This is a genomic window from Paracoccus sp. SM22M-07 (assembly GCF_001887735.1).
Classification (GTDB): domain Bacteria; phylum Pseudomonadota; class Alphaproteobacteria; order Rhodobacterales; family Rhodobacteraceae; genus Paracoccus.
The window spans coordinates 166855-180759 of sequence record NZ_JPKW01000010.1; the positions used below are offsets into that span (position 1 = coordinate 166855).

Annotated in this window: 13 protein-coding genes and 1 pseudogene; 4 read left to right on the top strand and 10 right to left on the bottom strand. The window is 67.5% G+C overall.

The features are described 5' to 3' along the window. Positions 1-16 precede the first annotated feature (16 nt). The 10 genes and pseudogenes from IE00_RS14625 to IE00_RS14670 form a co-directional block, all read right to left on the bottom strand. Positions 17-1255 carry a right-handed parallel beta-helix repeat-containing protein gene (locus tag IE00_RS14625; protein WP_072297932.1) on the bottom strand — a complete coding sequence of 413 codons (1239 nt, stop codon included), beginning with the start codon at positions 1253-1255 and terminating at the stop codon, positions 17-19. Next, a complete protein-coding gene (locus IE00_RS14630) occupies positions 1243-2484 on the bottom strand; it encodes a glycosyltransferase family 4 protein (RefSeq protein WP_139291466.1) in 1242 nt (413 codons plus the stop codon). Before IE00_RS14630 ends, IE00_RS14625 begins: the two co-directional genes overlap by 13 nt. 106 nt (positions 2485-2590) lie before the next feature. Then, a complete protein-coding gene (locus tag IE00_RS14635; RefSeq protein ID WP_072297934.1) occupies positions 2591-3310 on the bottom strand; it encodes a DUF1428 domain-containing protein in 720 nt (239 codons plus the stop codon). Between the two features lie 157 nt (positions 3311-3467). Then, complete coding sequence (locus IE00_RS14640) at positions 3468-4934, bottom strand: oligosaccharide flippase family protein (RefSeq protein ID WP_072297935.1); 1467 nt, start codon at positions 4932-4934, stop codon at positions 3468-3470. Positions 4935-4952: 18 nt separating this feature from the next. Further along, positions 4953-6614 (bottom strand): glycosyltransferase family 4 protein, encoded by a 1662-nt coding sequence (locus IE00_RS14645; protein WP_072297936.1) that lies wholly within the window; start codon positions 6612-6614, stop codon positions 4953-4955. Continuing rightward, a complete protein-coding gene (locus IE00_RS14650; protein WP_072297937.1) occupies positions 6614-7432 on the bottom strand; it encodes a glycosyltransferase in 819 nt (272 codons plus the stop codon). The genes IE00_RS14645 and IE00_RS14650 overlap by 1 nt, the downstream gene beginning before the upstream one ends. Before the next feature lie 126 nt (positions 7433-7558). After that, complete coding sequence (locus IE00_RS14655; RefSeq protein WP_072297938.1) at positions 7559-8161, bottom strand: hypothetical protein; 603 nt, start codon at positions 8159-8161, stop codon at positions 7559-7561. After that, positions 8115-8339: a hypothetical protein gene (locus tag IE00_RS14660; RefSeq protein ID WP_072297939.1), complete on the bottom strand. Its 225-nt coding sequence runs from the start codon at positions 8337-8339 to the stop codon at positions 8115-8117. The genes IE00_RS14655 and IE00_RS14660 overlap by 47 nt, the downstream gene beginning before the upstream one ends. A gap of 4 nt (positions 8340-8343) precedes the next feature. Further along, positions 8344-9072: pseudogene (locus IE00_RS14665) on the bottom strand (caspase family protein); the annotation flags it as partial. A 12-nt stretch (positions 9073-9084) separates the two neighbouring features. Continuing rightward, positions 9085-9774, bottom strand: a complete 690-nt coding sequence (locus IE00_RS14670) for a hypothetical protein (protein WP_072297941.1) — start codon at positions 9772-9774, stop codon at positions 9085-9087. A gap of 270 nt (positions 9775-10044) precedes the next feature. Here IE00_RS14670 and IE00_RS20190 point away from each other — a divergent pair, with 270 nt between their 5' ends. The 4 genes from IE00_RS20190 (at position 10045) to IE00_RS14685 (ending at position 12550) form a co-directional block, all read left to right on the top strand. After that, complete coding sequence (locus IE00_RS20190; RefSeq protein WP_170864167.1) at positions 10045-10206, top strand: hypothetical protein; 162 nt, start codon at positions 10045-10047, stop codon at positions 10204-10206. Next, a complete protein-coding gene (locus tag IE00_RS20195) occupies positions 10197-10349 on the top strand; it encodes a hypothetical protein (protein ID WP_170864168.1) in 153 nt (50 codons plus the stop codon). The genes IE00_RS20190 and IE00_RS20195 overlap by 10 nt, the downstream gene beginning before the upstream one ends. Next, a complete protein-coding gene (locus tag IE00_RS19825) occupies positions 10346-11380 on the top strand; it encodes a hypothetical protein (protein ID WP_139291467.1) in 1035 nt (344 codons plus the stop codon). Before IE00_RS20195 ends, IE00_RS19825 begins: the two co-directional genes overlap by 4 nt. 81 nt (positions 11381-11461) lie before the next feature. Beyond that, positions 11462-12550: an endonuclease/exonuclease/phosphatase family protein gene (locus IE00_RS14685; protein WP_072297944.1), complete on the top strand. Its 1089-nt coding sequence runs from the start codon at positions 11462-11464 to the stop codon at positions 12548-12550. Positions 12551-13905: the final 1355 nt, after the last annotated feature.

Sequence of the window (13905 nt, forward strand, 5' to 3'; positions counted from 1 at the left end):
GCCCTTGGCGATCGGCTCAGGGACGCGTCAGCCCGGCGTCCTGTTCAAAGGCGCCCATGTCGATCACCCCGACCACGCGGCGGTTGCCCGCCAGATCGCGCGTGCCCGCCGGACGCCCGCCCGTCCCCGCATCGATCGCGACCGAACCGGGCCGCAGCGCAAATCGCGCCTGACCGGGCTGGACGAACATCGGATCGACGCCGCTGATATTGCCGTCCTCTGCGTCGAAGGCGGCCCCGTTCCACAAGATCACCGGCGCGGGCCCGCCATAGGCCAGGTTGTTCGACGCCCTGACCGAAGGATGCGCCAGGCTGAAGGCGGTGTTGTCGGCATTGGCGCCGGGGTCGGCCACGGCGATGTTGTTCTGCACGACAGCCCCCGCGGCGCTCTCGGTAACGGTGATCTCTCCGCGTTCGGTGCCGGGGTTCAGCGGGTCCAGGTTGTTGTGCCAGGCGGTGTTGTTGCGGACCGTCACGTCGTCGCTCTGGAACACCTGGATACCCTTGCCGCCGTTGCGAAAGACCAGGTTGTCCTCGATCAGGGCGGGATGGGCATAGGGGGCATAGCCGGTGCCCAGGTTGCGCAGCCAGTCGATGATGATGCCGTTGCCGTCGGTATGGGGACCGGGCACGGATCGGATGACGTTGTCATGGCTGATGTTGCGGCGGATGACGGTCCTGAACCCCCTGTCGCGCCGGTCGCCCGTCAGATCGATGTTCGAGGCGACGGAAATGCCGCTGGTCTGATAGCCGTTCGTCGCGGCGTTGCGGAAGGTGCGGTTCCCCTCGATCAGCTGGAACTCGGACAGATAGAAGGAAATCCCGCTGCCGCCGCTGTCATGGACGGTGTTGCCCAGCACATGGACGTGATGCACCCGTTCGCCGTCGATGCCGTGGCCCGATCCGCCCACGATGTCGAAGCCCTGCACCGTCACGTAATTCGCGCGGATGTTCACGGTGCTGTAGGTGCCATGCGGCGGCCTGATCCGGGCGCCGGAACTGCGCATCGACCGCAGGATGACATGCCGCCCCGCCTGGCCGCCCTTCCAGATGAACAGACGTTCCGGATAGGTGCCGGGATGGACCAGGATCGTGTCGCCCGCCGCATAGGGGGACATCAGCGCCTGCCCGATGGTGGAAAAGGGCCGCGCCGCCGATCCGTTCCCCGCACCGCTGCCCGCCGCCACATGGATCACCCTGGCCTGGGCCGCATGCGCACCCAGCAGGAAGGCGATGATCGGGATCAGGCGCAGCATCGGCATTCCCTTTCATCGGGCGCATAGAACCGCGCGATGGTCTGGCGGGCGCGGTGATCGGCATCGAAGTCGCGCGCCCGTGCCTGCGCGCCCACGCGCAGCTGCGCCATCGCCCGCGGGTCGTCCAGCAGCCGGGCGCAGGTCGCCGCCAGACGCGCCGACAGATCGTCGGCATCCAGATCGCCGCAGGGCACCACCGCCCCGCAGCTGTGATCGACCGCGATGCCCGGCCCGCCCAGATCCAGGCAGATGACGGGCAAGGCCGCCGCCAGCGCCTCGCCGATGACATGGGGGCCGCTGTCATGCAGGCTGGGGAACAGGAACAGGTCATGGGCCGCGTAAAGCGCCGCCATCCGGTCGCCCGGCACCTGGCCTGCGAAATCGACCGCCCCCTCCAGCCCCAGCTGGCGGACCTGATGGCGCAGGGCCTGATCCTCGGGGCCGCTGCCGGCGATGGTCAGGCGGGCGCCGGGGATCTGCGCCCGCAGCGCGGCAAGGGTCATGACGGCCAGATGCGGGCCCTTCCAATATTCCAGCCGCCCGACGAACAACAGCGTCGGATCACCCCCGATGCGGGTCACGAAGGGCATGGGCGGGGGCGCCAGGATATCGGCGACGACATGGGTGCGCGGATGGTGCCGCGCCGGCACCAGCGCCCGGGTCGCCGGATCGGTCACCAGGATCGCATCCGCCCTACGCAGGCAGGACCGGACCATCGGATCGAACCGGCTGACCGCGTTGATCAGGTCACGCAACCTTTCGCGCCGCACACTGCCGGGCGGAAAGGACGGTCGCAGGGCCATGGGTGCCACCGCGCCGCCGCCCACGGGGCCAAAGACGAAGCGCGGCCCCAGTCCCCCCAGGAAGGACGGCCAGCGCAGCACCGTCCAGGTCAGGTGGTGGATCACGTCGAAGCTGTCGTCGCGCAGCATCCGGCGCACCCGGCCCCGCGCGGTCATCTGCCAGGCCATGTAATGCTGACGGATATGGCGCGCATCCTTGTAACCGGGGCCGGGCCAGCGCGGCACGTCGTGGAAGGCAAAGCGCAGCTTGCCGGGCGGCGGATGGGCGGCGCAATGCCGCGCGATCACGTCGCGGTGGTGGCTGCCGCAGGTCAGGACGGTCACGTCGCATCCCTGCCGGGCCAGGGCCGTGGCGAAAAGCCAGCCCTTCCCCGGCTCGGACCCGGCAAGGGGCTCGCAGGCATAGGCGGATAAAAGCACCTTCATGGGTTCGGCGTCCGGATCTGGTTCGATACCCGACCAGCACAGCCCCAAAGGTCGGGTGCGGCAAGACCGCTATCCGGTCTGCGGGCGCATCCCTTCGGCCAAGGGTTCAGGCGGCGCTGTCGAAGATGGTCGTGAAACCGCCCCAGAACATGCGCATCCCGTCAAAGGGCATGTCGGGCATGGGCTGATCCTGCATTTCCTGGTGCATGCTGGCGCTGGCCGCGTCGCAGGTGGCGCGGTCGGGCCACAGGATCCAGCTGAAGACGATCACCTCGCCGGGCTTGGCCTTGGTGGCGCGGTAAAAATCGGTCCGCTTGCCATGGGGCACGTCCTGCCCCCAGGCTTCGACCATGCCGATCGCCCCAAACCGCTGGAACATCGCCCAGCCTTCGCGCGCCATTTCCACATAGGGCGCGCGCTTGTCTTCTGGAACGGCCAGCACAAAGCCCTGGACATAGCCGGCGTGGCTGTCCTGGCCGCCGGCAAAGATGGGTTCGAAGCCGCCCGAGATCATCCGGCTGCCGTCAAAGGGCATGGCCGGGAGGTCCTGCATGGCGGGATCTTCGGGCAGGTTCGCCCAGCAGGCATCGGCGGTCGCCCGGTCGGGCCATTCGATCCAGGAAAAGGTGACGCTTTCGCCGTCATGCATGTCGACTGCGCCCTGGAAATCGGTCTGCTTGCCCTTGGGCAGGTCGACGCCCCAGCAATCGACCATCCGCAGCGCGCCATGCTTCTGGAACAACTGCCAAAGCTGGTCGACATGGTTCAGGTAATCGTCGCGCGCATCCGTCGGTACGGGGGCAATGGCACCGGTGACATAGGTCATCTCACGTCTCCTACAGGGATGGAATCATCGGGTGGCAGATGGCATGTGGCAGGGGCGTTCGCGCAAGAAGGGTGAACCTGTCGCGGCACAAAGACAATCGCCAAGGCGGCCCCCTGCCCCGACCGGCGAAAAACCACCGCCCCCCCACCCGTTGGGGTCACGCGGCGGGTTGCGTGGCGGGTCTGCGCCCTTGGGCGATCATGCGCCGGACGGCCATGATCTCGGATCGGATGGGGTGATCGGTCAGCACGATCCCGGCCAGCCAGCCGATGGCGCCCCCGGCGACGGCGACGGCAGTCCGGGCCATGCCCAGGTCGAACCCGTCCTTCGACGTGGCGATCACCAGCATCGGCAGTGCCGCGGTCGCGGCCGTCACCGCGATGCTGCGCAGAGATGCCGCCCAAAGCTGGCCGATCCGCAGCCCGATGGCGCGGCGGATGAACAGCAGCGCCACGAACATCTGGAACGGCGCGATGATCAGCAGGCTGGCCGCCACCGCCGTCAGCCCCAGATGCGCCGCCACGATCACCGCCAGGATCGAGGGCGGCAGGCAGATCAGGCTGGACCACAAGGTGTCGCGGATGCGGCCCACGCTGACCAGCAGCGGAAAGGTCATGAAGGCCGGGGCCATCGCCATGGTGGCGATCGCGATGATGCGGACCAGGGGCGGGGTCTGCCCCCATTGCGGGCCCAGCAGGATGGCCACGACCGGATCGGCCAGCAGCGCCAGCATGATCAGCGTGGGCCACTGGATGGCCGACATCAGCGCATGGCCGCGCAGATAGCTGACCCGCAGATCGCCCCCCTGCCGCGCATGCATCGCCATCGCGGGCAGCACCACCGGCTGCAGCGCAGAGACCAGCGCCCGGTCGGGCAGTTGGCAGACCGTCACCGCGCGGGCATAGATGCCCACCGCATCCACGCCCAGCAACCGCCCCAGGGCCAGCCGGGGCAGCATGTCATAGGCCATGTTCAGCACCGTGACCGATGACGACACCGCCCCGAAGGACAGGATGCGCCGCGCATCGTGCAGGGACGGGCGAAAGACCCAGAAATCGGGGCGCAGCAGCATCGCCCCCAGGGCCAGCGTCGCCCCGGCGGCGACGATCCCCCAGACATGGCTGACCGGCCCGAAACCCAGGGTCCCCAGGGTGATGGTGACGCCCGCATTGACCAGCGCCATGGCGACGTTCAGCACCGCCAGCCGGGTGAAGGACAGGTCCCGCTGCATCAGCGCCAGCAGCGGCCCGCCAAAGGGCGCGATCACGAAGGACAGCGAGGCCACGACCAGCAGATGCCCCACCTGCGGTTCGTGAAAGAACCCCGCGATCAGCCCCGATGCCAGGATCATCCCCCCCGCCAGCGTCACCGAGATCATCAGCGTGATGGTAAAGACCGTCCGCACCGTCTGCGGCGCCAGGGTCCTTTCCTGCACGATGAAGATGCCGGTGCCGAACAGGCGCAGGTTCTCCAGCAGCAGGATGACGGTGCTGGCCAGCAGATAGATGCCGGTTTCGGCCGGGGTCAGGACCCGCGACATGACGGCCAGCGTGACGATGCTGATGATCTGGGTCGCGTATTTGTCCGCGACCGAGGCGATGACGCTGCGGCGGATCACGCTCATGACGGCTGGTCCCGGGCGTCACAGTTCACGGCCAAGCCTCCGGCGCAGGGTGGTGCCCAGCCAGGCGGGGATCAGCGCGCGCAGCGGGCTGCCCGCCAGGTCGCGACGCGCGGAAATGGCCAGCAGCTGGCGTATCCGCCATGCGGGGGGCGCGGATTTCAGCACCATCTGGGTGGCGCGCGACACCCGGATCGTGGCCGATCCCGACAAGCCGACCGGGTCGTCGAAGACGAAGGGGATGAACAGGTCCAGATCGGTCATGCCCTGCTGGGCGGCCAGGATGCCGGGATTGCGGGGCAGATCCTCGGCCCGGCGGTAAAGCGCCTGCAACTGGTCGCGCCAAGCGGTGCCGGTGTTGGTGGCGGCGATCCGGGCTTGGGTCTGCGCGCCCAATTGGCGGCGGTGATCGCCGTCCTGTACCAGCATCGCGACGGTTTCGCGCAGTTCCCGGACCGAACCGGTGTTCAGCATCACCCCGTCCAGCCCCGGCGAATCCGCCGCCATCACGCCGCAATCGGGCCCATAGGCCGACCGCGTGACCAGCGGCAGCCCCTGCAACCCCGCCTCGAGCAGCGAGGTGATCGAGACGAAGGGAAAGGCGTCCAGATAGATGTCGGCGGCGTCCAGATAGGGCTGGGTCCGCGTCGTCTCGGCCACCAGATGCACCTGCCCCGGCACCTGCGCGATGCTCGCCTGCCAGGCGGGCATCGGTCCCGGCCCCACGACGATCATGTGCATGCGCGGAATGACCTTCATGACCGGCAGCAGGGCCTGGACGAAATTGTCGCCGCCGATGTCGCGGAACTTGACGGCGCGTGCGATGGTCAGGACGACCACCGCATCGGCCGGAATGCCGAGCGCCTGGCGCGCGGCGTTGCGGGGCATCTGGCGGGGGCGGGCGCCCAGGCACAGCGGGATCAGCGCGCTGCGTTCGGGGGTGATGCCGCGCCGGTCGATGCCCAGCCGGCGACCGCTGTCACGGGTGCTGACGACCAGGTCCACCACCCCCGAGCCCAGCCAGAACTGGTGATCGCCATGATTGACCATCATGCTGGGTGGTCGGTTTTCCAACCCGGCCAGGGCGATCATCGGCACCACGTCCATGTTGTGGACATGCAGGACCACGATATCCGCCCGCGCCATCAGCGTCTGCAACCCCCGCGCCCATTGCAGCAATCCGCCGGGGCGGGCGTTCAGACAGGTGACGCTGCCGCGCGCGTCCCGCACCGCATCGGCCACATCCTGCGGCAGGGCATGATGCTGGCCGGTCAGGGCCAGCGAATGCACGTTCTGCGGGTCGTTCCGGATCCAATGGGCCACCATGCGGGCATGACCGCCGATGCCGTAAAGCTCGGTCGCGACATGCAGGACGCGGCGGGGGGCGCCGTCGTCGCGCGGCGGGCGTCCGGGACCGAAATCGTGCAGGGCCTGCCGGCCAAGGCGGCGCAGCATCGCCTCGATCCGCGGGTCGGTGAACTGGCCGGTATGCCACAGCACCGCGTAATTCGCCGCCGCCTGAAGGGCGGCCACGGCCTGGGCATGGCGACGCCGGTCCATCAGCCTGCGGGCGCGTTCCAGCAGGGCGTCATATTCCGCGCGCCGCTGTGCGATGATGTCGGGGCCCTGCCGGCGCCATGCGCTCAGGTCGGGATCGCCCCCGGTCATGATGATCCCCACCATCACGCATCCCGCCGCGGTAAGGCCGGCGCGCGGCCGGGACGCATCATCGCGGCCAGGCAGGCCAGGCGCAGCTTGGCGACGCTGCGCCGGCGCACCGGCCAGCCGATGTCGCGGCGGATCTGCATCCGCTGCTGCGGCGGCAGGCCGTGGAACCACGCGAAGGGGCGGTCGGTCACCGACAGCGTTTTGCCGCCGGGGGGCATCACCTCGCCCATCCGCAGATAGTCGGCCTCGTAGGGGGTGCGGTAACAGACGGTCGGCGTCACCTGATGGGCGTGATCCAGCCGCGCGCCCAGGATCGTCTGCCAATAGATCGTGTCCACGATATCGGCCAGCCCGCGTGGGATCAGCCCCCATCGCGCCAGCACCGCCCCCGCCGCACGGGTCAGGAAATAGCAACTGGTGTCCACATGGGTGCGCCCGTCATTCTTGTCGTCGTCGAACATGAAGGTCCCGTCGAGGCGGTGCATGGACCGGCTGGCCGTGCAGACCGCCGCCCCCGTCGCGTGATGCAGATCGATCATCCGTTCCAGGTGATCGGGTTGATACCAGTTGTCGGCATCCAGAAAGGCCACCGCGTCGAAGCCGTGGTTCAGGGCGCTGACGCCGCCCAGCACGCGCGGGATGTTGCCGCCGTCGCGATGCCCGTCGGGCAGCACCATGTGGCGAACGTCCCATTCATCGACCACGGGCTTGGCAAAGCCGTCCGCGACCAGCACGTGGGTGCAGGGAACGGTCTGGGCCAGGACGCTGTCATGGCACTGGCGCAGGACGGCATCGTCTTCCTTGTAATAGGGTGTGACCACCGCGATGCGCATGTGAACCGATACCTGCTGCTGCCCCTGCCCGACGCTAGCAGAGGCCGCGCGCGGCGGCGGTCTGTCTTTATGGCGAAACGCGGGCCTGATCGATCAAGCCCCTTGGCCGAAAGGCGTAGCCCGCCATCACCCTGCATGCGGCGCGCAGATCGCCCGCCTGTGGCCGCGTTCCGGCACCAGCCTGCCGTGCCGGATCACCATCTGGCCGCGCGACAGCGCCTTGCGCAGATAATCCGCCTCGGCCTCCAGGCGGTGGCCGTTGTCGATGCGCTGGCTGACGATCATCGCGGGCGTGCCCGTCGCGTCCAGGATCAGCGTCGCCCCGCCCCGGTGGCGCATTGTCCCCTGCCCCATGGCGATGTCGCAGGTCTGGGTGATTTCCGCGATGATCGAGAAATCGATATAGCCCCCCGGCCCCACCCGCAGCGTCGGCCGGATCGACGCCACCTGCGGCGCCGACAGGACACCCCCGCCCGGAACCGCGGCCCGCAGCCCCAGCTGATGGGCCAGACGCGGATCGTCGTCGATGGCCAGCACCAGGGCGGCGGATGGTGATCCTGCCGCCGGAAGGCCCAGGCCACGGGACGGCCGAGCGCGCCGAGGAAAGGCTTCATAGGTGGCCATGGCGGTTAAATAGACGTTCCGGCAATGGGTCTTGTCGCGGCCTTGGTCGACGGTGAAGTCATCGGGGACGGGACGGTCCAGATCGGGGCGGCGCCAGCGTTTCATGGGGGATCGCCAGTTCGGACAGCCCCCCGTCCTGGCGGCGGATCGACCCGTCCACGGTGAAGACCTGCCCCCGCCGCAGCCGCGCCGGCTGGTTGCCCTTCAGGGCATAGCAGGCGCGGGTGACGCCCGCCTCGCGGGTGATGGTGTCGGCAGTGGTCAGGCGCGGCAGCTGTTCCATCCCCTCAGGCCAGCGGAAAGGGCTGCGACAGCCGCGCGGGATCGCAATAGACCCCCGGCGTCTGGTTGTTGCCGACGGTCATCGCATGGATGCGGGCGTGGCACTGGGTATTGGTCATCGCACCGGGATTGGCCGCCAGCAAGTCGTGGATGGCGCGCGAAAAGACGCCCATCACCGGCGATCCGTTTTCCTGCGCGGTCTGGGTCGGGGATGCGGCACTGTAGAGAACGTGGTTCGACCCCTGGTAATCGGACCCGCGCGATCCGATGGGGCGCATCGTCAGGGTCCGTCCATGCGGCACGTAAAGGGGCTTGCGCAGCGTTCCCAGGCTGCGCGGGCGCCCGGACATGACCAGCCGCGTCGCCGACCCGGAATAGCAGCTGTCCAGGAACACATGCATCTGCGCCGCAGGGTTCAGCGCCTGCAGCAGGGTGTGGATCTGGTCGTCGATCAGGGCATGGCCCAGCTGCGCCTCCAGGCCGATGCTGGCGTTCGATCCGACGATGGCCTGGTCGCGACCCATGTCGTCCTCGTCGTCCTCCAGGCCGAATTCGGGCATGACCTCCATCCCGTGGCCCGAATAATGCCAGACCAAGCTGTCGCCCGCCCCCGCTCGTCCAACGAAATCGCGCAGATGGTCGACCAGCGCGTCGCGGCCTGTTTCCTCGGGGCGGGTGAACTGGATGACGTGATAGCCGCGCTGTTCCAGCATGTCGCGCCAGGCGTCCGAATCCCGTGCGCAGCCCTACAACCGGCTGGACCGGACATAATGGTCGATGCCGATGGTCAGCGCGATGCGGGCAGGCTGACGGGCCGTGGCCGGGTTGCCCGATGGCGCAGGCTGGGGCGCGGCGGCGGGCTGGTCCAGCGTGGCCAAGTATCGGCGCAGATCGTCGGGCAGATCGGGCAGCATCGCATCGCCCCCCCCCCGCGCATTGTGTGCGCTTTCGGGAAAGGGCGTGATGCGCGCGTCCTGCCCCGGCCCGCGGATGAACCGCATCACCGACCACATCGTGTCCGGGTCGTTGTCGAAACCGCCATGGCTGACGGCCTGCGACGCCAGCCGCCGGGGCGTGCCGTCGGGGGTCGGGGAAAAGACCAGCGCCTCTCTCGTGACTTCGTTCGTCCAGTCGGCCAGCCCCGCCACCTGCTGCGGGTCCTCCAGCAGGTCGCGCAGCAACCCCGCGATCGCCGTCGGACGCAGCCGTTCGAACCCCAAGGCCACAAGATACAGCAGCGACTTACCATAGATGCCGATGACGGTGTCGTCACGCTCGGCGCTGTCGGTCATGGTATAGATCCGGTGGCGCAGCGTCGCGCCGCCCGCCCCCAGCCCCGACCGATAAAGCGCCGTCGCCGCGGCAGGCGCCAGCGTCTGCAGGCTTTGCGCGGGGCGGCCCGCTTGGTGCAGCACCGGCAGCAGATGCAGCAGCACGATCGCCCCGTGCTGTGCCCGACCAGATCGATGGGGGCATCGGGGCCCGTCACCCGCCCCAGTTCCCCCGCCAGCAGGGTCAGCCCGTACCGGTCCCCCGGCGCCGATCCCTGCGCGGCCTAGATTTCGTCGTGGTGCTGGACCTGGAACAGGCCCGGCGCGGCCAAGCGGCGGCGGCCCGCCCGGCGCGGATCGGCCCCAAGGTCGCGACCCTGCCCCACGATGCCGGGGCGGTTCACGGCCTGTCTGGACTTCGACGTCCAGGGACCGGTGCAGTCTCGCCTGACCCTGCAGCTGGCCGCGCAGGACGGCGGCGCGCAGCCCCAAGGCCGGGCCATCGACCTGCGCGTGCTGGACGCCGCCGGAACCGCGCAACGCTGGCCAGCGGGGCTGCCGGTGATCCTGCAGTCGCTGCGGACGGGATGGCGCTAACAGGTGCTGGCCGAACCCATGCCGGGGGCAGGCACCGCGCCATCGTCGCGGCCCCGCCGCAGGGCATCATCAGCGTGGCGCCGGACCGATCCCTGCCCCGCAGCCTTGCCATCAACCCCACCACGCTGGAGCTGTCGCCATGATCCGCAGCCTTGTCCTGATGCTGGCAACCGTCGCGCCCGCCCTGGCCGATGGCGTTGTCGTCCAACCGGCGGGCAGCCTGCCCGACACGCCCGTGATCGACCAGTTCAGCAACCGGATGCAGTTCCGCGATGCGGTGGGCGACCAGATCTTCGTCCTGAACTTCACCTATATGCGCTGCCCCGAACTGTGCGGCATGGCCGATCTGTATCTGACCGATATCGACGTAAGGCGGGGCGAACTGGACCGCCCCGTGCGGCTAGTCACGCTGACCCTGGACCCCGCGCGATCGCCCCGCCGACCTGCTGGAACGGCACCGCGATTTCGGCAGTCCCCGCGACTGGCTGCGGCTGACCGGCGAGCCGTCGCGCATCCTGCCCCTGCTGCGTCAGCCGGGCGCGTGGGATGGCGGCCCGTTGGAGGATCACAAGCTGTTCGTCATCGTCGGCGACGGCGCTGGTCGCCACATGACCCGGCTGGAGGCCGATCCCTGGCTGCCCGAGCGGATCTTCCAGATCACCTCGGACCTGGCGCAGCACGACGAATAAGGCCACTTGCCCTGCTGCTGTCGCTGGTGCTGGCCTGCGCGGCGCAGGCCGATCCCGTGACGGAGCGGGGGATCGCCTTTGTGGCGGCGGAGGGTCCACCCCGGCGCGGCCACCATCTGGTGGTGCTGGGCGCCGATCTGCTGAGGGCGACGCCACGGGGTCCGACCCTAGCGACCACGCTGGACGACCTGGCGCTGGCCCTGCCCCCTGGCAGGGGATGCATCCAGGCCACCGATCCCCGCCCCGGCGACGCCGGGACCCAGAGCGCGATGATCTGCTATGGCCGGGCGGCCGCCACGGTCCTGACCCAGGCGTTGCGGCTTTGCGGGGCCGACTGTACGCGGGCGGGCCTGATGCAGGCCTTTGACCGGATCGAGGCGATCAGCCCGGCCGATTGGCCCGATCTGGATTACGCCACCCACCCTTTGACCGGAACCGACCAAGTCCGCATTCTTGATATCTGCGACCCGGCCGACGCGCCCTAGCCTGCCGTCCATTTGTCTGCTGGAACAGCGGCCCCTCTCCCTCTAGATCTGGTTGCGCGGAACAGATCCAAAGGAAAAACCATGGCGCTGCAGTTCATCCTGAAAATTCTGGCGATCCTGTCCGTCTGGGGCATGGCCGCCGTGATTGCCGTGGTCACGATCCTGCCGTTTTCGGACAGCAACATCTGGTGGATCAGGGCGATGGATTTCCCGCGCCTGCAGATCGCGATCCTGGCGGGGGTGGTGATGCTGGCGGGGCTGTTTCTGTCTGGTCCCACGCGGGTCTTCATTCCCATCCTGATGCTGGCGGCGCTGTGCTATCAGGTGGTGCGGATCTATCCCTATACAATTCTGGCCACGCCGGAACTGCAGCTGGCACCCGAAGGGACCGACCAGGTGCGGGTCCTGTCGGCGAACGTGCTGATGGAAAACGACCGCCATGACCTGGTGCTGGACCGGATCCGCCAGTTCGACCCCGACATCCTGCTGCTGATGGAAACCGACCAGACCTGGCTGGACGCGATGGAGCCCGCGCTGGCCGGATACGACACCGTGATCCGCCATCCGCAGGACAACTACTATGGCATGATCTTTGCCACGCGCCTGCCCGCATCGGATGCGCGCATCATCTATCTGACCGAGGACGATACCCCCTCGCTGATCGCCCAGCTGACCTCGGCCGAAGGACGGGCGTTCCGCTTCGTCGGGCTTCACCCCCGCCCCCCTGTACCGGGCGAGGATACCGAAAAGCGCGACCGCCAGATCTATTACGCGGCCAAATTCGCGGCTTCGACGGACATGCCCCTGGTTGTGACGGGCGATTTCAACGATGTCGCCTGGTCCGACACATCACGCAGCTTCAAGCATGTCGGGCAGTATCTGGACCCGCGGATCGGGCGCGGGATGTATTCCAGCTTCGACGCCACGCGCTGGTGGCTGCGCTTTCCCATCGACCAGCTCTACGTGACCGAAAACGTCGCCGTCACATCGCTGCAGCGCTTGGACCCGATCGGATCGGATCACTTCCCGATGGCCGCCACCCTGAACATGGACGCCGCGGTCGCCAAACGGCTGAACAGCACCCCCAAACCCATCACCGAGGATGAGAAGGAACTGATCAACGATGCCGTCGCCAAGATGCGCGACACCCTGGGCCACGAGGAGTTCTGAAACGTCCAGGACTGTTCGTGGCTGCATGGGCATGATCGCTGGACGCCCGTCACAAAAGCAGGCGGCAGTTCACCCTTGCCAGTCCTTGTTTATGCCGGCGCGCAGCGAACAATGAACAGATCAGCCAAGTCGTCGAGCCCATCTTTTGAATCGAGCCTTCGTTCGACGTTTATGACAAGCGCCTCCTACGTGAATTCATCAATGATATTCAGCGCGGAAGTTCCGCCCGTCATAGGTTCGGTCCTGGACGAAGTCACTGGACCCGACGTGGTTTGGGCGCTCGTGCCGCCGCTTCGCGCATGATCCAGCGTTGAACCAGATACGGTTCATATTCGCGTGCTTGTCCGAGACTATCAGCTTTTCCCGCCGCCATGACCGCTCGACGCGCTTCTGACTCCCTGCCAGCCGTTGTTGTTCAGCAGCCCTGTGATCATGCGATGCCAAAAGCGGCCGAACTCTTAGACAAATGCGATGATGTCCTCGGTCAGCCGGGCTTCGTCGGACAGACCACTGAGGCACCTTGCGCTGTGTCGAGCGATGCTGACCCAAGGTGCGGCAAACCCGCCACTCCGATACGCTGAGGGTTTGCCGCACATGTTCGATGGACTGCCCGCGGCGGGATGGGCTCAGTAGTTTCCCTGTACAGCGTCGGCCAGGAACATCGTGTTCAACGTCAGATCCGACACGGCTCGTCCGAGCAGGTCGTTCTCAGCCTCCAGCTCTTTTAGGCGCTTGAGGCGATCGCGGATCTTGCCGCATCCTCTTTGCGCGCCCGATAATAAGCTGAACGGCCACGCCGATCTGCCATACGGCCTACCGAACCGATTTGCCTTGCCCTGACAGCACTTCAACTTGTCGCAGCTTTGGCACGATATTCCTGTGCTTCTCTCGCTCGCCAGCCATCTCGTCGCCCTCCTGAAAGCGGGGTAATCCTATCCCGCAAAATGGACCGATTCAGTGGTGGCACTCCACACCTCCGCGCCCTTGCGGGCGATCAGGCGCAATGCCTCGTCAACCTACCTGTCATGATGGACGCTTTCCATCGGGTTGCCGCTCTTCGGGAGATGGAAGGCCGCGAGTCTTCGCGGTGCCGCCTGCCCCAGTTCATAGATCTGAGAAAGTCGGGCGACCATCGAGTGCAGGAACTGCGCGTCGTCAAAAAGGTTGTTCCAAGAGCGTTATCGAGTTTCTTGCTGTTTCCCAGTGGATTGCGGTCCCCCTCCTCGGCAACACGCTCACTCTATTCCTGGCGGCCCTGGTCTGCCCCCTGAAAAGTGGTCCTCCCTGAGGTATGGCTTTTGAGCCATTTGGAGGATGCAGGAATGCCCCAGAAAAAGCACAAGCCGGAGGAGATC